This window comes from Curtobacterium sp. MCJR17_043 (assembly GCF_003224315.2).
Classification (GTDB): domain Bacteria; phylum Actinomycetota; class Actinomycetes; order Actinomycetales; family Microbacteriaceae; genus Curtobacterium.
In genome coordinates, this window is the sequence record NZ_CP126259.1 from 3,242,719 (window position 1) to 3,260,867 (window position 18,149).

The 18,149-nt window shown below is 72.8% G+C and carries 21 protein-coding genes, 1 tRNA gene and 5 pseudogenes; 10 read left to right on the forward strand and 17 right to left on the reverse strand.

The annotated features are described in order from the left end of the window. Nucleotides 1-149: 149 nt before the first annotated feature. The 7 genes and pseudogenes from DEJ15_RS16805 to DEJ15_RS16830 all read right to left on the reverse strand — a co-directional run bounded on the left by DEJ15_RS16805 (nucleotide 150) and on the right by DEJ15_RS16830 (nucleotide 5,117). Nucleotides 150-392, reverse strand: a complete 243-nt coding sequence (locus DEJ15_RS16805) for a hypothetical protein (protein WP_110824072.1) — start codon at nucleotides 390-392, stop codon at nucleotides 150-152. Nucleotides 393-478: 86 nt separating this feature from the next. Next, nucleotides 479-1,615: a cupin domain-containing protein gene (locus DEJ15_RS16810; RefSeq protein WP_284175310.1), complete on the reverse strand. Its 1,137-nt coding sequence runs from the start codon at nucleotides 1,613-1,615 to the stop codon at nucleotides 479-481. A 79-nt stretch (nucleotides 1,616-1,694) separates the two neighbouring features. Next, nucleotides 1,695-2,201 (reverse strand): amidohydrolase family protein, encoded by a 507-nt coding sequence (locus tag DEJ15_RS16815; protein WP_284175311.1) that lies wholly within the window; start codon nucleotides 2,199-2,201, stop codon nucleotides 1,695-1,697. Nucleotides 2,202-2,369: 168 nt separating this feature from the next. Further along, nucleotides 2,370-3,017, reverse strand: a pseudogene (locus DEJ15_RS16820) (Rossmann-fold NAD(P)-binding domain-containing protein); the annotation flags it as partial. A 295-nt stretch (nucleotides 3,018-3,312) separates the two neighbouring features. Continuing rightward, nucleotides 3,313-3,987 (reverse strand): annotated as a pseudogene (locus tag DEJ15_RS19145) (adenosylhomocysteinase); the annotation flags it as partial. Beyond that, entirely contained in the window at nucleotides 3,914-4,111 is a 198-nt protein-coding gene (locus tag DEJ15_RS16825; protein ID WP_284175312.1) for a hypothetical protein, read from the reverse strand. The pseudogene DEJ15_RS19145 and the gene DEJ15_RS16825, both read right to left, overlap by 74 nt. A gap of 94 nt (nucleotides 4,112-4,205) precedes the next feature. Beyond that, on the reverse strand, nucleotides 4,206-5,117 hold the full coding sequence (locus tag DEJ15_RS16830) for a PrsW family glutamic-type intramembrane protease (RefSeq protein WP_284175313.1): 912 nt from the start codon (nucleotides 5,115-5,117) through the stop codon (nucleotides 4,206-4,208). Nucleotides 5,118-5,287: 170 nt separating this feature from the next. Between DEJ15_RS16830 and DEJ15_RS16835 the strand changes: the two genes are divergently transcribed. From DEJ15_RS16835 to DEJ15_RS16845, 3 genes are all read left to right on the forward strand, one after another. Further along, on the forward strand, nucleotides 5,288-5,551 hold the full coding sequence (locus DEJ15_RS16835; RefSeq protein WP_110824075.1) for a glutaredoxin family protein: 264 nt from the start codon (nucleotides 5,288-5,290) through the stop codon (nucleotides 5,549-5,551). Nucleotides 5,552-5,668: 117 nt separating this feature from the next. Further along, nucleotides 5,669-5,947 (forward strand): GlsB/YeaQ/YmgE family stress response membrane protein, encoded by a 279-nt coding sequence (locus DEJ15_RS16840; RefSeq protein WP_110824076.1) that lies wholly within the window; start codon nucleotides 5,669-5,671, stop codon nucleotides 5,945-5,947. Between the two features lie 315 nt (nucleotides 5,948-6,262). Continuing rightward, complete coding sequence (locus DEJ15_RS16845) at nucleotides 6,263-6,496, forward strand: hypothetical protein (protein ID WP_284175314.1); 234 nt, start codon at nucleotides 6,263-6,265, stop codon at nucleotides 6,494-6,496. A 79-nt stretch (nucleotides 6,497-6,575) separates the two neighbouring features. Here the strand turns inward: DEJ15_RS16845 and nadE are convergent, their stop codons facing one another. Next, nucleotides 6,576-7,397 carry an NAD(+) synthase gene (gene nadE / locus DEJ15_RS16850; RefSeq protein ID WP_110824078.1) on the reverse strand — a complete coding sequence of 274 codons (822 nt, stop codon included), beginning with the start codon at nucleotides 7,395-7,397 and terminating at the stop codon, nucleotides 6,576-6,578. Here nadE and DEJ15_RS19815 point away from each other — a divergent pair. After that, nucleotides 7,375-7,869, forward strand: a pseudogene (locus DEJ15_RS19815) (hypothetical protein); the annotation flags it as partial. The gene nadE and the pseudogene DEJ15_RS19815 overlap by 23 nt on opposite strands. Before the next feature lie 223 nt (nucleotides 7,870-8,092). Then, on the forward strand, nucleotides 8,093-8,437 hold the full coding sequence (locus DEJ15_RS19820; protein ID WP_502866129.1) for a DMT family transporter: 345 nt from the start codon (nucleotides 8,093-8,095) through the stop codon (nucleotides 8,435-8,437). 476 nt (nucleotides 8,438-8,913) lie between these two features. Here DEJ15_RS19820 and DEJ15_RS16860 read toward each other — a convergent pair. The 3 genes from DEJ15_RS16860 to DEJ15_RS16870 form a co-directional block, all read right to left on the reverse strand. Further along, nucleotides 8,914-8,986: transfer RNA gene (locus DEJ15_RS16860), tRNA-Arg, on the reverse strand. An 85-nt stretch (nucleotides 8,987-9,071) separates the two neighbouring features. Next, entirely contained in the window at nucleotides 9,072-9,566 is a 495-nt protein-coding gene (locus DEJ15_RS16865; RefSeq protein WP_110824428.1) for an HNH endonuclease, read from the reverse strand. Between the two features lie 433 nt (nucleotides 9,567-9,999). After that, the gene (locus DEJ15_RS16870; protein ID WP_284175315.1) at nucleotides 10,000-10,284 is read right to left on the reverse strand and encodes a C40 family peptidase; all 285 of its coding nucleotides are present in this window, start codon (nucleotides 10,282-10,284) and stop codon (nucleotides 10,000-10,002) included. Between the two features lie 20 nt (nucleotides 10,285-10,304). On the opposite strand from DEJ15_RS16870, the gene DEJ15_RS16875 reads away from it, so the two are divergent. Continuing rightward, entirely contained in the window at nucleotides 10,305-10,436 is a 132-nt protein-coding gene (locus DEJ15_RS16875) for a hypothetical protein (RefSeq protein ID WP_284175316.1), read from the forward strand. Between the two features lie 1,116 nt (nucleotides 10,437-11,552). On the opposite strand, the gene DEJ15_RS16880 is transcribed toward DEJ15_RS16875, so the two are convergent. The 4 genes and pseudogenes from DEJ15_RS16880 to DEJ15_RS16895 all read right to left on the reverse strand — a co-directional run bounded on the left by DEJ15_RS16880 (nucleotide 11,553) and on the right by DEJ15_RS16895 (nucleotide 13,549). Next, on the reverse strand, nucleotides 11,553-12,095 hold the full coding sequence (locus tag DEJ15_RS16880) for a hypothetical protein (RefSeq protein WP_110824081.1): 543 nt from the start codon (nucleotides 12,093-12,095) through the stop codon (nucleotides 11,553-11,555). Then, the gene (locus DEJ15_RS16885; protein WP_110824082.1) at nucleotides 12,092-12,559 is read right to left on the reverse strand and encodes a hypothetical protein; all 468 of its coding nucleotides are present in this window, start codon (nucleotides 12,557-12,559) and stop codon (nucleotides 12,092-12,094) included. Before DEJ15_RS16885 ends, DEJ15_RS16880 begins: the two co-directional genes overlap by 4 nt. A gap of 103 nt (nucleotides 12,560-12,662) precedes the next feature. After that, the gene (locus tag DEJ15_RS16890) at nucleotides 12,663-12,800 is read right to left on the reverse strand and encodes a hypothetical protein (protein WP_181419630.1); all 138 of its coding nucleotides are present in this window, start codon (nucleotides 12,798-12,800) and stop codon (nucleotides 12,663-12,665) included. Between the two features lie 52 nt (nucleotides 12,801-12,852). Continuing rightward, nucleotides 12,853-13,549 (reverse strand): annotated as a pseudogene (locus DEJ15_RS16895) (iron-dependent transcriptional repressor DtxR). 173 nt (nucleotides 13,550-13,722) lie between these two features. On the opposite strand from DEJ15_RS16895, the pseudogene serC reads away from it, so the two are divergent. After that, nucleotides 13,723-14,842, forward strand: a pseudogene (gene serC / locus DEJ15_RS16900) (phosphoserine transaminase). A gap of 91 nt (nucleotides 14,843-14,933) precedes the next feature. Here the strand turns inward: serC and DEJ15_RS16905 are convergent. Both DEJ15_RS16905 and DEJ15_RS16910 read right to left on the reverse strand, forming a co-directional pair. Continuing rightward, nucleotides 14,934-15,416 (reverse strand): DUF3027 domain-containing protein, encoded by a 483-nt coding sequence (locus tag DEJ15_RS16905; protein ID WP_284175317.1) that lies wholly within the window; start codon nucleotides 15,414-15,416, stop codon nucleotides 14,934-14,936. Nucleotides 15,417-15,548: 132 nt separating this feature from the next. Further along, complete coding sequence (locus DEJ15_RS16910; protein WP_110824086.1) at nucleotides 15,549-15,926, reverse strand: cold-shock protein; 378 nt, start codon at nucleotides 15,924-15,926, stop codon at nucleotides 15,549-15,551. Nucleotides 15,927-16,069: 143 nt separating this feature from the next. On the opposite strand from DEJ15_RS16910, the gene DEJ15_RS16915 reads away from it, so the two are divergent. The 3 genes from DEJ15_RS16915 to DEJ15_RS16925 all read left to right on the forward strand — a co-directional run bounded on the left by DEJ15_RS16915 (nucleotide 16,070) and on the right by DEJ15_RS16925 (nucleotide 18,145). Next, complete coding sequence (locus DEJ15_RS16915) at nucleotides 16,070-16,282, forward strand: hypothetical protein (RefSeq protein WP_110824087.1); 213 nt, start codon at nucleotides 16,070-16,072, stop codon at nucleotides 16,280-16,282. Nucleotides 16,283-16,310: 28 nt separating this feature from the next. After that, nucleotides 16,311-16,589, forward strand: a complete 279-nt coding sequence (locus DEJ15_RS16920) for a hypothetical protein (RefSeq protein ID WP_284175318.1) — start codon at nucleotides 16,311-16,313, stop codon at nucleotides 16,587-16,589. 299 nt (nucleotides 16,590-16,888) lie between these two features. Beyond that, a complete protein-coding gene (locus DEJ15_RS16925; RefSeq protein WP_284175319.1) occupies nucleotides 16,889-18,145 on the forward strand; it encodes a helicase-associated domain-containing protein in 1,257 nt (418 codons plus the stop codon). Nucleotides 18,146-18,149 lie beyond the last annotated feature (4 nt).

Sequence of the window (18,149 nt, forward strand, 5' to 3'; positions counted from 1 at the left end):
GGTGGTCGCGACGGCGATGGTCAGGCGGAGGGGACGGGTCACGGTCTGGCCTTCGTCAGGGGGGAACAGGGCAGGACCCGAGTGTACTGGGCCGTGGGATACCAACGACCGGTCGACGCGGTTCCTGCCCTGCCGACGCTCGGCTGGTGTCAGCGACGCCGACGCTCGTTGATCGCCGCGCCGGTGTAGGTGATCGCCAGGAACATCGCCGCACTCGCCGCGAGCCCCGCGACCCAACGGTCGGACGCCGGCGGGCTGGTCATGACGGCAACGCTGACCGCGACCGACGACGCGCTCACCGGGAGTGCGACCGGGAGCCGGAGCAGCAGGCCGACGGCGGCGATCAGCGCCGCAGCAGCGACGGCTGCAGCACCGGTTCGAAGTCGTGCCATGGGCGGTTCCTCCCGTTGTGATCCTGGCCGGACGGCCAGCGATGCCAACGTAGGACCGCCTCCTTCACGGGGTCAAGTACAGTACATCAGTCGAGCATCGTGAAGTCGTCGAACGAGAACCCGGGCGACACCAGGCAGCTGAGGAGCACCTCGCCGTCACCCGGGAGCGTCCGCTGCCACACGCCTCCGCGGACGAACGCCTGTGCGTCGTTCACGCGGTCACGGCCGGCGTCCGGGCCGAGGGTGATGCGTGCGCCGGGCTCCGGCTGGTCGCCGGACCCACCGAGTTCGAGCTCGACGGCGTCCGGCCCGTGCCACATCCAGATCTCGTCGCTCGTCACGCGGTGCCACGCGGAGGCCTCGCCCGGCGGCAGGAGGAAGTGGATGAGCGTCGCGGCGGGGCGCTCACCGGCGGGCGTGGTCACGGTCGCCGGCGACGTCCACGTGCGGACGTACCAACCACCCTCGGGGTGCGGCTCCATGCCGAGCGCGGCAGCGCGCTGCGGGACGTCGAGCCACTCGACGACGTCGCCGGCGACGGTGCGGCGAGCGGCCATGCCGGGGCGGGGTGCGGTGTCGGTCATCGGGACTCCTTGCTCGGGGTGGGTGCCGCGCCTGCGGCGGACGGGGTCAGGGGGGACACGGGCAGCAGCATCGGTGGTCCGGACCACCCCGCGGACGACGGTCGCCACCGCACGCCCGGCTCCGTCCTCCACGAGTTCGGCGAGCGCGTCCGGCACGGTCCGGGCGTCGACGTCGAACACCGCGAGGTCGGCGCGGGCTCCGACGGCCAGGTGTCCGATCCGGTCCGGTCCGACCGCGAGTCCCATCGCGTGGGCGCCACCGAGGGTCGCCGCCGCGAGCAGCCGCTCGTGCAGGTCGCGTCCGCTGTAGCCCTGTGCGCGGGCGATGCGGTGCAGTGCGGTGACGTCCGCCATCGGGTCGAGCGACGGCGAGGACGACAGCGAGTCGGTGCCCACGGCGATCGGGCTGCCCTCGCGCAGGTAGTCGGCGACCGGCGGCGGGTCGAGCCCGATGACGGCGTTCGAGCGCGGGCAGAGCGCGACCGCGGTGCCGCGCGCGCGGAGCAGGGCCCGGTCGGCGGCGGTCATGTAGACGCCGTGCGCGATGTGGCAGTCCGGCCCGAGCACGCCGAGGCGGTCCACGAACGAGGTCGCACTCGCGCCGAACCCGAGCGCGCGCATGGCCCGGAAGGACGGCACGTTCGCCAGGTGCCAGTCCGCACCGTGGCCGACGCCGACGACGCCCGCGAAGCCGGGGATCGGTTCGATCGCGGTGCGCTCACCCTCGAACGCGGCTTCGCCGAGGTGCAGGTGCAGCCGGAGTCCGCGCTGCCGGACGATGTCGGGCAGTTCGAGCAGCGGCGCGACGTCGAGCGAGTACGGGGCGTGCGGGGGAGAGCCCGGCGCCGGGGGTGGTGGGCACCCGCTCGAGTTCGGCGAGGACCTGGTCGCGCCCGTGCTCCTGCCAGGCGGCGTTCTCCCAGTCCATCACCTCCCAGTAGGCGATGCCGCCGAGACCGGCGTCCTCGAGCGCGGTCACCGCATCGATGTCGGTCACCACGTCGGCGATGCTCGTCACCCCGGCCGCCACCGACTGTGCCGCACCGGCCGCGGCCTCGGCCCGCCAGTCGTGTGGCTGCGCGTAGACGGCGTTGAACGCGGCGGCCCAGTCCTCGAATCCGGCGTACCGGCCGCGCCCGACACCGGCCATGCCCGTGTACTGCAGGTGCGTGTGCGCGTTGACGAGCCCCGGGAGGAGCGCACCCCGCCACCGCCGCTCGGTCACGGGGGGTGCCGTCGAGCTGGTCCACCACCCAGGAGCGTTCGCCGACGTGCAGGATCCGGCCGTCGCGCACCGCGACGGCGCCGTCCGCGATCGGCGGCGCGGTCATCGGCACGACGATCCGCGCGGAGTGCACCGTCGTCTGCCCGGGTGCCGCCGGCCGCCGGCCCGTCACGTCGGGTCCCCGAACCGTCGGGTCCGGACGTCCGGCTCGCGGTCCACGGGCTGCGCGGCGAGCGTCGCGGCGGACGTGCCGCCCACGTCGGTACCACCGCCGGGAGGCCCGCCCCGCGCCCCGAACGCGGCGAGCGCCACGCGGGCGGTCGCCTCGTCCACCTCGGGGTCGATCGGCACGACGGCGCGGTCCAGCTCGTCGCCCCGCTCGACGAGCATCCGCACGGCACCGAGCTGCGCCGCGAAGGACAGGTCCATCACCTCGATCGGGTTGCCCTCGGCCGCGGTGATGTTGATGCACCCGCCGCCGTCGAGCAGCAGCACGCCGGGACCGTCCGGGAGCGTGAGGCGCTCGACCCGTCGACCCACCGTCGTCCGCTCGGCCCCCGCTGCGACGGCGTCCTCGACCGCGATCTCCTGGTCCACCCCGCCCGCGACCGACAGGACCGCTCCGGGAGCGCACGCACGGAGCACCGTCAGGCTGACCGTGTCCGCCACCCCGGTCGCGCTCACCACCAGGTCGGCGGTGCGGACGGCGTCGACGAGGGGAGCGACCTCGTACCCGGCGAACACGGCCTGCAGCGCCCGGACCGGGTCGGTGTCGGCGACGGTGACCCAGAACCCGAGCGCCCGGAGGACCAGGGCGACCCCCTCCCCCCACGTGACCGAACCCGGCGACGACCACCCGGCCTCCCGTCAGGTCGGGCCGGACGCCGGGGTCGAGCGCGTCGACCAGGTCGAGTGTCGCGAACACCGTCGACTGCCCCGTGCCGTACCGGTTGTCGAAGAACGTCTTGGTGCGGGCGTCGTTCACCGCGACGACCGGGATCCCGAGCTGGCCGCGGGCCGCCATCACGCGCAGCGGGCGGAGGCCGCTCGTGGTCTCCTCGGCGGCTCCGAGCATCGTCGGCAGCAGGTCGGGGCGCTCCTGGTGCACGAGCCGGATGACGTGCGACCCGTCGTCGACGAGCACGTGCGGCCGGGTGTCGAGCATCGCGAGCGCGAGCGCGCGCTGTTCCGCCACGGTCGCGGTGCTGCTCGCGTGCACGGGGACGCCGGCCCGGCGGAGGACCGCGGCGACGGCGTCGTCCGTCTCGTCCGCATGTGCGTAGACGACCACCTCGGCGCCGGCGTCCTGCAGCAGGAGGGACAGCACGGCGGTCTTCGGCTCGAGGAACAGGCTCACCCCGACGCGGGTGCCCCGGAGCAGGCCGCCCTGCCGGAGCTCGTCGGCGACGGCACGGGACACCGGCATGGAGCGGCGGGCCCAGCGGATGCGGGCCTCGGCGGCAGGGTCGCCCTCGGGCTCGCGGCCGGTCGACACGAGGAACACGTCGTCGGAGAGCGTCGGCACGCCGAGGACGCCGGGGCGGGCGAGCACGGTCGGGCCGAAGGCGTCCTCGTCGACGGCGGGGACGTGGCGGCCGGCATCGACCACGAGCAGCAGCGCGCCGCGGGGACGGTCCGCGGTGGCGTCCTCCACGGCGGCGGCGCTCTGTTCGGGCGTGCCGAGACACCAGAGCTGGTCGACGGCCGCGCCGTCACCGGCGTCCGCGGGTCGGGCTCCGAGCCCGACGAGCGATGCGTGCAGGGCGGCGGCGTCCCGGGGGATCACCGCCGACGACGCGGAAGCGCCGGGCGGCGAGGAGTGTGTTCGTCACGCGGGCGGTGTGCCGGACCGCGGCGGACGCCCAGGCCGACGTTGCGGGGTCGGCGCGGGTCGGGTCGGCGCGCGGCATGGGGACATCGTAGGGCGGGCCGGTGGCCCGGCGGTGCCGGCGGTGCCGGCGGTCGAGGCTGGCCGTGGCGCACGGGCGCGCCGGGCCCGCACGGTCAGAGCACGTGCGGCGGCGGCGTCCGGTGCCAGACCTGCTCGGCACCGTCGTCGGGGACACCCCACGGTCCGGCGGGGACCTGCCACGAACCGACGGCCGGCACCTGCTGCGCCTCGATCCGTCGCGTCAGCCGTCGGTGGTGCAGGAGCACCCCGACCAGGACGGCGACGCCGATCACGCTCACGACGGCGAGGCCGGCGACGTACAGCGTCGTCACGACACCGGCGAGCGCGGGGGGCACGGTCCCGTCCTGCGCCGCCGAGAACGGCGTCCCGGTGATCACGAACGCGAGCAGGGTCGAGATCGTCGAGTTCGAGTCCCACAGCCCGTGCAGCACCGACACCACGACGTAGGCGACCAGCACCGACCACGTCCACCGGAACCGGGGACGACCGTGCGCCGCCCCGAAGAGCACCGCCCCGAGGATCGCCGTCCACAGCACGTGCCCCACCGGCGAGAGCACGGCGCGGGCCACCTCGGTCTGCAGGAGCGACACGAGGTCGATGCCGCGGGTGGTGATCGCCGCGTTGAACGCGTACCCGGCCGACTCGAACGCCGAGAACCCGGCACCCACCGTCGCCCCGAGCAGTGCGCCCTGCCGTGCCGTCTTCGGTCGGACCCGCCAGCCGACCACGACCAGCAGCAGGCCCTTCACGAGTTCCTCGGCGAAGCCGACGAGCAGGTACAGGGTCGCCCCGGGGCGCAGGTCGGACTCGAGCAGGGACGCCCCGAGCACCCCGAGGACCCCGCCGACGAAGAACGCCGTGACCAGCTGCATCGTGCTCACCGTGCCGGTGACGCGTTCGATGACGAACAGCACCACGGTGAAGGGCACGAGGAAGCTGCCGAGCAGGATGATGGTCGGCACCAGGTTCGTGTTCTGCGTGGCGACGGTGACGATGATCGTCACGACCCACAGCAGGAACCCGCTGAGGAGGGTCTTCCACCACCAGCCGTGCCGGTGGTGGGGGGTGGGCGCCGACGTGCGCGGTCTCGAGCGTCATGTGCCTCATCGTGCTCCGCGCCGCATGCCGAGGGTCTCCGGGAATACGGATGACGCGGTTCGCGTAGTCCCCCCGCATGACCGATGAGACGTTCGACAAGGTCACCGTGTTCGGCGCGGACTGGTGCCGCGACTGCCGCCGCTCCAAGGCGCTGCTGGACCGACTGGGCGTGGACTACGAGTACGTGGACGTCGAGGCCGACCTGTCCGCCGCCGACCGCGCGCAGGCGATCAGTGGCCGGAAGAACATCCCCGTCGTGGTGCTGCCGGACGGCAAGCACTTCGTCGAGCCGTCCGACGCCGAGCTGCAGGCGGAGCTGGAGTCGTCGGGCGTGGTCTGACCGTCCGTCCGACGAACCTGGGAACGTGCTGAGCCGGAGGCGTGTTCACTCGGGCGTCGGCCCTGAGCTCGGTGCACCGCCGAGGCCTCGGACCGGCCGCAGAACAAGGAGGACACCGTGATCGGTCTCATCATCAGCCTCATCATCGTCGGGCTCATCGCCGGCGCCCTCGCCCGCCTCATCATCCCCGGCAAGCAGCACATGTCCATCCTGATGACCATCGTCCTCGGGATCGTCGGCTCGTTCGTCGGTGGTCTGCTCGGGTTCCTGATCTTCCAGCACGACCCGCAGGACGGCTTCTTCCAGCCGGCCGGCATCATCGGGTCGATCATCGGTGCCGTCATCGTGCTGTTCCTCTACACGCGCTTCGCGGGTCGGGGTGCCAACCGCCGCTGACGGCGCACCCTGCGCTGACGCGCTGACCACACGACGGGAGGCCCGGTACCAGCTGGTACCGGGCCTCCCGTCGTCCTGTGCCCCGGAAGTCCGGAACGCGCGCAGGCGGCCGGCGTACGGTCCACGACATGACTGATGCGAACGACACCCGTCGCCCGGAGCAGGACGCAGCACGGCTCGGCCTCGTCGTGGTCGGTGAGGCCGCCGCGCTGCAGTCCGGCGACGAAGCCGCGATGGACGCAAGCGAGGCGAACATCCGCGAGACCGTCGACGAACTCGTGGACGTCCCCCCTGACCGAGCGCCAGGAGGAGGTCGTGGAGCGGCTCGCGCAGGCCGGCGGGACCCTGACCGCCGGGCTCAGTGGCGCGCTCGCCGCCCGGGCCGGCAACAGCGTCGACGACGTCCTCGAGGGCGCCGCGCGGAGCATCGTCTGGCAGGAGCGCCTCACCGAGGAGCGCGAGGACGCCGGGCCCCACGACATCGGGCGACAGGACATCGGGCGACAGGACATCGGGCGCGACGACCAGGACGGCCGCCACTCCGCCTGACTCCGGACCACGGACACACGGGAGGCCCGTCACCAGCTGGTGACGGGCCTCCCGTGTGTCCCCGGGCCCCGGAGTGACGTCAGCGACGCCACCACTCGTCGAACGGCGACGCGGGTACCTGGCGCTTGTGCTCGGTCGCGCGGTACCGCGCCTCGATCGCCTCGGCGACCTCGACCGGGACGTCGTGTCCCTGCAGGTAGGCGTCGAGCTCGGCGTAGGTGAGGCCGAGGTTCGCCTCGTCGGTCTGGCCGGGCAGGTCGTCGAGCAGGTCCGCGGTCGGCGCCTTCTCGTACAGGCGGGCCGGCGCACCGAGGTGCTCGAGCAGCTGGCGCCCCTGGCTCTTCGTCAGACCGGTCAGCGGCGTGAGGTCGACGCCGCCGTCGCCGTACTTCGTGAAGAAGCCGGTCACGGCCTCGGCCGCGTGGTCGGTGCCGACGACCAGGAGCCCGCGCTGCCCGGCGACGGCGTACTGCGCGACCATGCGCATGCGGGCCTTCACGTTGCCCTTCACGAAGTCGCTCAGGGCGACGCCGGCCTCCGCGGTGTCCTGCACCACGCCGTCCACCCCGTGCTCGATGTTCACGACGATGCCGGGGTCCGCGGCGATGAACTGCAGGGCGAGCTGCGCGTCGTCCTCGTCGGCCTGCACCCGGTAGGGCATCCGCACGGTGACGAACTCGGCGGCGTGCCCCTCGGAGCGGAGCGACTCGACCGCGAGCTGCGTCAGGCGGCCGGCGAGCGTGGAGTCCTGTCCGCCGCTGACGGCGAGGACGTAGCCGTTCGCGCCGGTGGTCAGCAGGTAGTCACGCAGGAAGCCCACGCGTCGGGCGATCTCCTGCTCCGGGTCGATGGTCGGCTGGACGTTGAGGTCCGCGGCGATGGCGGCTTGGAGTTCTCGCACGCACCCAGTATCCGCCCGAGCCGCGCCGGGCGCACGGACACCGTGGAGGTGCTCACTAGAGTGGCGGCCACACCGGTCGGAGCCGCACCTGCACCGGAGACGACGGAGGTCGATCGTGAGGGACGAGCGCCGCGCCGGACTGCTCGCCGTCACCGTCACCGCCTTGCTCTGGGGCACCACCGGCACCGCCGCGACCTTCGCGCCCGACGTCGGCCCGCTCGCGATCGGTGCCGCGGCGCTCGGCGTCGGCGGGATCCTGCAGGCGGTCGTCGGCGCGCGGGCCCTCCGAGCGGCTGCTCCATTGCTCGTGCGGAGCCGCGCACTCGTCCTCGTCGGCGCGGTCGCCGTCGCGGTGTACCCGCTCGCGTTCTACAGCTCGATGCACACCGCCGGGGTGGCCGTCGGCTCCGTGGTGTCGTTGGCGTCCGCTCCCCTGGCGTCCGGGGTCCTGGAGCGGGTCGTCGACCGGCGGCCGCTCAGCCGGTGGTGGGTGCTCGCCGCGGCGCTCGGTGTCGTCGGGAGCGTGCTGCTCTGCCTGTCCAGCCTGGCGGGGTCGGCGGACTCGGCCGGCGTCGGGTCGCCCGGGTCAACGGTCCTCGGGGTCGTGCTCGGTCTCGTGGCCGGGGCCACGTACGCGGTCTACTCGTGGGCGTCACGTCGGCTCATGGTCGACGGCGTCCCCCCGCGCGGCCGCGATGGGCGCCGTGTTCGGCGGCGGTGGGCTGCTCCTCATGCCGGTGCTCGCCGTCACCGGAGCGCCCCTGCTCGCGTCGCCGCAGAACGCCGCGGTCGGCGTGTACATGGCGATCGTGCCGATGTTCCTCGGGTACCTGCTGTTCGGGTACGGCCTCGCGAGGATCCCGGCGAGCACCGCCACCACCGTCACCCTCACCGAACCGGCGGTCGCTGCCGTGCTCGCGGTGCTGGTGGTCGGCGAGCGGCTCACCGCGGTCGGGTGGGCCGGACTGGGCGTGATCGCGATCGTGCTCGTCGTCCTGGCGGTCGCGCCGACGAACACCCGGGCTGGTTCGCGTTCCTGAGGACGGGACCGGACGGACCACCGAGGTGCCCCTGGAGGGACTCGAACCCCCCAACCCGTTCCTGAGGACGGGACCGGACGGACCACCGAAGTGCCCCTGGAGGGACTCGAACCCTCAACCCTTTCCTGAGGACGGGACCGGACGGACCACCGAGGTGCCCCTGGAGGGACTCGAACCCTCAACCCTTTCCTGAGGACGGGACCGGACGGACCACCGAGGTGCCCCTGGAGGGACTCGAACCCTCAACCCTTTCCTGAGGACGGGACCGGACGGACCACCGAGGTGCCCCTGGAGGGACTCGAACCCTCAACCCTTTCCTGAGGACGGGACCGGACGGACCACCGAGGTGCCCCTGGAGGGACTCGAACCCTCAACCCTTTCCTGAGGACGGGACCGGACGGACCACCGAGGTGCCCCTGGAGGGACTCGAACCCCCCAACCCTTTCCTGAGGACGGGACCGGACGGACCACCGAGGTGCCCCTGGAGGGACTCGAACCCCCCAACCCTTTCCTTAGGACGGAACTGCTCTTCCATTGAGCTACAGAGGCCGGCCCGACCACTCTAGCGGGAGCCGGGACGCGCCGGACGAGAGGCGTGGGGCGGGCGCACCCGGGGCCTCCCGTCCGGCCCCGCCTACGCGGCGACCAGGTACTCGTCCCAGTCCGGCTGCGGCCGCTCGATGCCGCGGACGACCCAGGCCGAACCGTGCGGGGCCTTCGGCGGGAACCGCAGCGTCCACCCCATCTCGCGCGGGGTGCGGTCGCCCTTGACGTTGTTGCAGGCGAGGCAGCAGGCGACGAGGTTCTCCCACGAGTCTCGACCGCCACGGGACTTCGGCTGGACGTGGTCGATCGTGGTCGCGTTCCGGCCGCAGTAGGCGCACCGGTTGGCGTCTCGGCGGAGCACACCGCGCCGGGACACCGGGATCAGCCGGGACTGCGGGATGCGCACGTACCGGGTCAGGATGATGACGGACGGACGGTCGTAGCTGACGGCGGCACCGGTGACGGGGTGCAGGGTGTCGGCGGCGACGACGGAGGCCTTCTGGTTCATGACGAGGACCAGGGCTCGACGGAACGAGATCACCGCGAGGGGCTCGTAACCGGCGTTGAGGACGAGAGTGCGCATGGGTTCCCTTCCGACGTGCCTGGACGGCTTCCAGGCGGTGCGGGCACCGGGTCGGTCGGCGTCGAGCGGGTGGTCACGGCCTCCGGGCCCGAGGGCGGGTCCGGCCGGCCCACCCGGTCGGAGCGGGCCGTCCTGCCGGAGCGGGGCGGTCCCACCGTCGTGGCGGGCCGGATACACGAAGAGCACCACCCGTCAGGGCGGTGCTCCGGTCAGTCGCGCGCGAGTTGCGGCTCGCAGGCTGTGGTCGTCCGTATGTCGACATGCGCGCGCCGACCCATGGTGCGGGTCGTGCGTGACGTCGACATGTGGTCTCCCGTTCGGGTCGAGGCGATCCGATGCGTGCAGGCTAACCCAGAAACCGGCCCCGCACGAGGGGTGCGGGGCCGGTTCGGACGCTGTTCACATGCGCGCCCGCAGGGTGTCGTCCGGGGTGTCAGATCCCGAAGCGGACGATGTGGTAATTGCTCGACCAGATCGGGCGGATCGAGACGGAGCCGCCGGGCTTCGGGGCGTCCATGATCATGCCGTTGCCCATGTAGAAGCCGTCGTGCGAGTCGTCGTTGAAGACGACCACGTCGCCCGGCTGCGCTTCCGACTCGGGGATCGTGGTGCCGACCTGGTCCTGCAGCGTGACCGAGTGGGCGAGGCTGATGCCGTGCTGCGCGTAGACGTACATGACGTAGCCCGAGCAGTCGAACCCGGCGGGGGGTGGCGCCACCGAACACGTAGGGCGTCCCGATGTACTGCTTCGCCGTGGCGACGACGGCCGGCAGCGAGAACGGGGTCCCCGCGGCGGGGGCCGCACTCGTCGCGGCGGCGTCCGCGGCCGAGGCGGTCGTGGCCGCTCCGGTCGAGTCGTCGGCGAGGTAGTCCTCGGCCGTCTTGCCGTCGTAGGCGTACTCCGCTGCCTTCGCGGCACGAGCGGCCTCGAGCTCGGCGGCGGCCTTCGCCGCTGCCTTCGCGGCGGCCTGCGCCTCGAGGGTCGCGGTCGAGGTGGCGCTGAAGCCGTCGCGCGAGGTGTCGGCTGCGCCGGCCGCGGCGGACACGTCGAACTGCTGCGCCTGCACCGTGAGGTCGGAGGCCGCGTCGGTCTGCGCGGCTCCGGCCTGCGACGTGGAGGTGGTCGCGAAGGCGGCCGGGACGGCCATCGTGCCGAACATCCCCGCCGCGACGGCCAGGACGACGGGAGCCATGAACCGGCGCTTCCGGGACGACGCTGACGGAGCGGCCGCGCGGGTGACGCCGAGGGCGCGGCCGTCACGGGTCGCGGCAGCGCGGGTGGCGGGCGTCCGGGCGGCTGCCGGACGGGCTGCGCTCGTGCGGGGTGCGGTCGGGGCGGACGCCGTGCGGGCGAGCGGGCGACGTGCGGCACGCTCGGCTGCTTCGCGTGCTGCCCTGCGGGTCAGGGGAGCTGCGACGGTGTCACCGGTGGTCGTCGGGTTCGCGGTCGGGTCGTCCGCGGCGGTTCCGGTGTAGGTCAAGTGGGTCTCCGGCGCCTCGTGACACGCGCCCGGTCGAGGACGGTCGCGTGCAACCCCATCCGTTCGTCATCGTTTCCGATCGAGGCAGGAGACGGGTCACGAGACGTCCTGCCACGGGTCCCGAGATCGCTGCTCGCGGGACTCGACGAGTGTACGGGCGCACCGCGGACATGTCGAGACGAAACCGTGACCTGGTAACGGATAGGGGAAGAACCCCTGGTCAGAGCGTATGATTTGGTCACCACGATGGCCTGCTGCTTCTTGTACGTCCACTCAGGTCTTGTCCCCCCGCGGCCGTACCCCCCCTATGGTTCGCCCACCACGAGGACCCAGGCGCGAGCTCACCGCGGCGATCCCGGTCCATCAACGGACCCTCGTGCTGTGACGCCCGGCACCTGCACCGAGCGATCGCAGCGAACGAGGACGGGATGCAGGTACCCCGGAGTGCGGGCTCCGATGCACCCCGACGCGGCGCCTGGCCCGGGCTGTGCCGGCGGGCGACAGGTCACTCGCCGGAGAGGTCCTCGGCGATGTCGTCGGCGTTGCCGGGGAAGCACAGCGAGACCGCCTGCACGGTGTAGTTCCCGGGGTACGCGTACGCGCTGATCGACGCGATCTTCCCGCCACCGCTGCCGATGACCGCCGGACCGTCGCTCGACTCGCGGCGGACTACCTGCATCCCCTGGGACTTCCAGTGCTCCTCCATGCGCGTGGCGTCCTCGTCGGGCGACCCCTCGAGCGTGCTCCCGGTCAGGTAGCGCCACTGCGCCCCTCCCGTGCCGTCCTCGAGTTCGCAGTCTTCCGGGTAGTCCGGGCCGGTGCGCGCCTTCCACTCCCCACCGAGTCGCTCGGTGGCGTCGTCGACGGCTTCGATCATCTGCTGCTTCGCGGTGTCGGCGTCCACGGTCGGCTCCGTTCGTCCTGGTGCTGCGGTGTCGGGTCCCCGCAGGACACAGCCTGCGAGCACGGTGGTGGTGGCCGTCATGACGAGGACGCCCGCGACGGCACGCCTCGCCGTGGTCCATCGTGCGGTGGTCGTCGTCGTCATCGTCCCGCCATCCACCAGGGCTTCCCGTCGATCAGGTCCTGGTCTCGCTTCGTCGGTGGTTCCGGGTGGTACGCGGTCGCATCGTCCTCGTGCCCCGTCGTGACCCGCCCCACGTTGTACACGGACTCGGTGTCGGCGTCCAGGTAGCCGGACCTGTCACCGGTGAGCGGGTCGTGGTCGAGGACCGGCTTCCGGTCCGCCGCGTCGGCGGGGTTCGAGTCCGTCCCGAAGACCGTCGCACCGAAGGCCTCTCGGAACGGATCCACGTGGTGCCCGGGTGCCGTGCGTCCCAGCGCTGCGAGGTGGTCGCCCTGTCCGGCCTCGTCGGGGAGGACGTTCCGTGCCTGGCCGACGTAGACGTGCTCGGCGTGCACCTTGCCGGCCGAGTCGACCGCGTTCGACAGGCCGGCGGACCCCAGTGCGACCGCCTTCGCGTCGCCTGCGTCGAACTCGATGTCCGTCACTGTGCCTCCCCCCGGTCGGCGTTGCAGTTCCCCCCGCGACGCAGTCCTGCTCACCGGTGTGCCGGTGAGCAGGACCGCCGCTCCGATCGCCGGAGCACGGCGCTCAGAGCACGTCGTCCCTGCCGCTGATCTCGAGCGAGCCCACCACGTCCTTCACCCGCCGCCCGTCCGGTCCTGCCGTCGGCACGTCCTCGCCGACGATGACCCGCGTCCGACGGGCGTCCAGGGAACGGACGGGCACGCCCGGACAGGGCAGACCGTTCCTGCCCCTGGGTGCGGCGGGCGAGGAGACGTCAGTCGGTGCTGATGTAGACGTGCTGCGCGACCTCGGTCGGCAGCTCGATCCCGGCGTCCTCGCCGTCGACGCGGACCGCCACGTAGGCGCCCGCGCGCTGCACGCTGGCCGTGCGTCCGGGCATGACCCCGGCGGCGCGGAGCTGGTGCAGCAGCTCCGGCTCGAACTGCACCGGCTCGCCCAGACGGCGGATGACGCCGGTCGCGATCGCGTCGGTGTCGTCGGTGGCCACCACGATGTTGCGCACCCCGTCGAGGAAGCCGGCCGCCGTGGGTCCCCCCGATTTCCGCGAGGCCGGGGATCGGGTTGCCGTACGGGGACTCCGTCGGGTTCCCGAGCATCTCGAGCAGGCGGACCTCCACCTGCTCGCTCATCACGTGCTCCCACCGACAGGCCTCGTCGTGGACGAAGGCCCAGTCGAGGCCGATCACGTCGGCCAGGAGCCGCTCGGCCAGACGGTGCTTGCGCATCACGTGCGTGGCGCGGGACCGACCGGTGTCGGTGAGTTCGAGGTGCCGGTCGCCCGAGACGACGACGAGGCCGTCCCGCTCCATGCGGGCGATGGTCTGCGAGACCGTGGGGCCCGAGTGCCCGAGGCGCTCCGAGATCCGGGCGCGCAGCGGGACGATGCCCTCTTCTTCGAGGTCGAGGATGGTGCGGAGGTACATCTCCGTGGTGTCGACGAGATCGGTCACGCCTCCGCCTCTCCTGATGTGGACCCAGCCCGACCCACACTACTTGCTGGCGCCGACGCACCGGGACCGACACCGTGCGCTCTGCGCGGACGCCGGCCGGGAGGCCCGTCCCGGCCCCGCCCCGTCCGGCCGGTCCATGGGGGCGACCGCAGGGCCGTCGGTAGGATCGGCCCATGGCAGACATCGTCATCCCAGCCGACCTCCTCCCCACCGACGGCCGCTTCGGATGTGGTCCGTCGAAGATCCGCGGAGCGCAGCTCGAGACCCTCGTCACCCGCGGAGCGACCGTCCTCGGGACCTCGCACCGCCAGAAGCCCGTCAAGGACCTGGTCGGCTCCGTCCGGCAGGGCCTCGCCGACCTGTTCCAGGTGCCGGACGGCTACGAGGTCGTGCTCGGCAACGGCGGGTCGACCGCGTTCTGGGACGCCGCCGCCTTCGGTCTCATCGAGCGCCGGGCGGAGAACCTGTCCTTCGGTGAGTTCGGGTCGAAGTTCGCCAAGGCCGCCGCCGCCCCGTGGCTCGAGGCACCGCACGTCGTGGAGGCCCCGGGCGGGTCCCGCGCCGAACTCGAGATCGTCGAGGGTGTCGACGTCTACGCCTACCCGCACAACGAGACCTCGACCGGCGTCATGACCCCGGTCGTGCGGGCCGCGGGCGACCCCGGCGCACTGACCGTCGTCGACGCCACGAGCGCTGCCGGTGGTGCCGCGTTCGACGTCGACCAGACCGACGTCTACTACTTCGCCCCGCAGAAGAACTTCGCTTCGGACGGCGGGCTCTGGCTCGCGCTGTTCTCCCCCCGCGGCGATCGAGCGTGTCGAGCGGATCGCCGCGTCCGACCGCTACATCCCGGAGTTCCTGTCGCTGAAGAACGCCGTGGACAACTCCCGGTTGGACCAGACGCTGAACACCCCGGCGATCACGACCCTGCTGCTCCTCGACGACCAGGTGCGGTGGATCAACCAGTCCGGTGGTCTGGCGTGGGCCGACGGCCGCACGAAGACGTCGTCCTCGACGCTCTACGACTGGGCCGAGGCCTCCGACTACGCGACGCCGTTCGTCACCGACCCGGCGCACCGGTCGCAGGTCGTCGTGACGATCGACCTCGACGACTCGATCGACGCCAAGGCCGTGGCCGCGACGCTCCGGCAGAACGGCATCGTCGACACGGAGCCGTACCGGAAGCTCGGCCGGAACCAGCTCCGTGTCGCGACCTTCACGGCGATCGACCCCGACGACGTCAGCAAGCTCTCGCGGGCGATCGACCACGTGGTGGCTGCCCTGGCGAGCTGACCCCGCCGCCGCGAGACGCAACGAGGGCGGTGTCACGCAACGGTGTTCCGTTGCGCGACACCGCCCTCGTTGCGTGAGGTGGACCGACGGGTCAGGACCGGTGGAAGCCGGGGTCGGTCTCGCCGGCGTCGAGCTGGTCCAGGTCCAGGTCGTCGTCCGGGTCGACGGGACGGACGCGGCGGGTGCGGCGACGACCACGGGTGCGGGCGGGCGGGGCGACGGGCTCGTCATCGTCCGACTCCTCGTCGTCGTCGTCATCCGAGTCGTCGTCCGACTCGTCGTCGTCGTCGGACTCGTCGTCGTCGTCGGACTCGTCATCGTCGTCCGACTCGTCGTCGTCCTCGTCCGCATCGTCGTCGAAGTCGTCCTCGTCCTCGTCCGACTCCTCGTCCTCGTCCGACTCCTCGTCGTCCTGCGCGGCCCGGTACTCGGCCAGTCGCTCCGACCACGGCACCCACTCCGGCGCGAGCAACGAGCCGTCACCCGGCATCAGTTCGACCTCGAGCACGGTGGGCTCGTCACCCTCGACCTGGGCGATGCTGACGGTCCAGCGCCACCCCGGGTACCCCGGCATGCGGTTGGCGAAGAGGACGGAGACGACGCCGTCGCCCTCCTCGACGGTGCCGACGGGGCTCCCGACGGTGGCTTCGGGGGGTGATCTCGAGCAGTGCGCCGCGGGCGAGCTCGGTGAGGTCGGTGGTCATGTTCACGCGTCCAACTGGTCGGCGACGTGTCGCAGGATGGTGGCGATCCGCTCACCGTTCTTCGGGTAGCGGCCCCGCTTGAGGTCACCGCTGATGCGGTCGAGTTCCTTCACCAGGTCCTCGACGATGACGGCCATGTCGTCGGCGGAGCGACGGGTCATCTTGGAGAGCGACGCCGGCGCTTCGAGGATCCGCACGGTCAGCGCCTGCGAACCCTTCTTGCCCTGCACCACGCCGTACTCGAGCTTGGTGCCGGCCTTCACCGTGGCCACACCGTCGGGCAGGGAGGAGGCGTGCAGGAAGACCTGGTCGCCGTCGTCTCCGGTGATGAAGCCGAAGCCCTTCTGGTCGTCGTAGAACTTGACCTTGCCGGTGGGCATGCTGGGACTCCTCGATACATGGACGGCCGCGGTGCGTCGGATATCCTGGGCCGATGGCCAAGCCGACCCGATCCACCGGGGACCCCCGCACTGCTGCGGAACCCCCGGCGACGTCCAATCGTACCGAACGCACACTCGCGTTCATGGTCGGTGGGATCGTCCTCCTCATCCTGGCGAGCTTCATCGTCATGATCACCGGGTGGCTGACGATGAAGCAGATCCCCGGGGACGGCATCTGGCCGGTCGCCCTCGGCGTCGTCTACTTCGGCCCTCCGGTCGCCTTCGTCCTCATGCTGGCGCTCCTGGCCCTCACCTGGACCCGCAAGGCCCGGCAGCACCGCGCAGAGGCCCGCTGACGTCCGCCACGGACGCCAGCCGAGGACGATGACGACCACGACGGACCTCGCCGCACGCCTGCGCGAGCTCCCCGACGACGCACTCGAGCAGCTCGTGCTCGCGCGCGCCCTCCCCACCGCCGCGCTCGGCGAGTCCGGACCGCAGCACATCGCGGACTTCTTCGACCTCGCCGAGGCGCTCCGCACCGACGACGCGGTGGACGCCGCCGTCGAACGGCTCCCGCGCCGCACGCTCGTCGCACTCCGCGACGGGGGGCCCCGCCGAGGACCTCGCGCCGGCCGTCGCACTCGGGCTCGTCGGCCGTGACGGCGCCGTCGACGACGCGGTCACCTCCCGGCTCGCGGCCCGCCCGGACCTCGTCCCCGACGGCCCGGGAGGCCCGGCTCCGGTCCGCCCCGCAGCCGCCGCCCAGCAGGGTGCCGACGGCGGCACCGACGACGCCCGCGCCCGCGCGACCGGAGCGGAGCACGCGTTCGAGACGCTCACGGTGCTCGCGGAGCTCCTCCGCGCGGCCGACGACGGCGCCGTCCGCGAGCTCGCGAAGGGCGGGATCGGAGCGCCCCTCGCCCGACAGCTCGCCGAACGCACGGGGGGCCGACGCCGCCGTGGTCGCGGACCGCCTCGCCCTGCTCGACCGGATCGGTGCCGCCCACCCCGTGGACGGGTCCTGGACGGTCTCGGACCGCGGCCGGACCTGGCTGCACGCCACGTGGCCGGAGCGGTGGGCATCGCTCGTGCACGACTGGCGCGACGCCCTCGCCCCCGCCGTGGTCGAGGTCCTCACGCTCGCGGACGACGACCTCACCGACCTCGTGACGCTGGGCCGGTGGGCGTACCCGGCCGGCTCGCGCTGGCTCGACGCGGCCCTGCTCGACGCGGCCGGCGCCGCGGGTGTCCTCGGGCTCGCGGTGGCCGGGCGCCTGACGTCCACCGGGCACGCACTGCTCGGCGACGACCGCGACGCCGCCCTGGCCGCGGCCGTCGCCGACCTGCCGGGGACGGTCGACGGCGTGTACCTCCAGCCGGACCTGACGGTCATCGCGCCGGGTCCGCTGTCGCCCGCCGACGACGACGACCTCCGTGCCGTCGCCGATCTCGAGGCACCGGGGCTCGCCGCTCGGTACCGGGTGTCCGAGGACTCGCTCCGCCGGGCGCTCCGGGCCGGACGGACCCGCGACGAGGTCGTGGCGCTCTTCACCCGGCTCGGCGCCACGGACGTCCCGCAGCCCCTCACGTACCTCATCGACCAGGTCGCGACCCGGGACGGCAGTGTCGTCGTCGGTCGTGGCGAGGGCGACCTCGGGTCGGTCGTGCACGGGACGCCCGAGCAGCTCGACCTCGTCGGGGTCGACGCCGAGCTCCGGCAGCTGGCGTGGGAGCGACCCGACCTCACGACCCTCGTGACGAAGTACCCGCCGCACGTCGTGGCCAGTGCACTCGAGGACCAGCGCTACCCGGCCGTGCTCGCAGCCGACGCCCGCCCGGAGACGCGATCCGGGCCTCCCGTCCGACGGCGGACGCCGAGCCGCTCACCGGAGCAGGCGGCCCGCGCCCTGGTGGAGCGACTGCGACTGACGACGGAACGCGGCGACGCGGAGCCGGAGCAGGAGTGGATGGCCCGCCAGATCGACATGGCCGTGCGCGGCCGGACCCCGATCCGCGTGACCGTCCGGATGCCGGACGGGTCGGAGAAGCCGTTCTCGATCGTCCCGACGTCGGTCGCGGCCGGTCGGGTGCGGGGGGAAGGACACCGCGGTCGACGTCGAGCGGACCCTCCCGCTCTCCCTCGTGGTCACGATCGAGAGCGATGCCTGACGGCCGTCCTGTGGACAACCGGGCGACGCACCAGCTGCGCCGCCTAGGCTG

Coding starts and splice junctions, on each gene's coding strand:
- DEJ15_RS16805 (WP_110824072.1), bottom strand. CDS start 392: ATGGCACGACTTCGAACCGGTGCTGCAGCCGTCGCTGCTGCGGCGCTG.
- DEJ15_RS16825 (WP_284175312.1), bottom strand. CDS start 4,111: ATGCCGCGCGCCGACCCGACCCGCGCCGACCCCGCAACGTCGGCCTGG.
- DEJ15_RS16835 (WP_110824075.1), top strand. CDS start 5,288: ATGACCGATGAGACGTTCGACAAGGTCACCGTGTTCGGCGCGGACTGG.
- DEJ15_RS19820 (WP_502866129.1), top strand. CDS start 8,093: ATGGGCGCCGTGTTCGGCGGCGGTGGGCTGCTCCTCATGCCGGTGCTC.
- DEJ15_RS16865 (WP_110824428.1), bottom strand. CDS start 9,566: ATGCGCACTCTCGTCCTCAACGCCGGTTACGAGCCCCTCGCGGTGATC.
- DEJ15_RS16875 (WP_284175316.1), top strand. CDS start 10,305: ATGTACTGCTTCGCCGTGGCGACGACGGCCGGCAGCGAGAACGGGGTC.
- DEJ15_RS16880 (WP_110824081.1), bottom strand. CDS start 12,095: ATGACGACGACGACCACCGCACGATGGACCACGGCGAGGCGTGCCGTC.
- DEJ15_RS16905 (WP_284175317.1), bottom strand. CDS start 15,416: ATGCCGGGGTACCCGGGGTGGCGCTGGACCGTCAGCATCGCCCAGGTC.
- DEJ15_RS16910 (WP_110824086.1), bottom strand. CDS start 15,926: ATGCCCACCGGCAAGGTCAAGTTCTACGACGACCAGAAGGGCTTCGGC.
- DEJ15_RS16915 (WP_110824087.1), top strand. CDS start 16,070: ATGGTCGGTGGGATCGTCCTCCTCATCCTGGCGAGCTTCATCGTCATG.
- DEJ15_RS16920 (WP_284175318.1), top strand. CDS start 16,311: ATGACGACCACGACGGACCTCGCCGCACGCCTGCGCGAGCTCCCCGAC.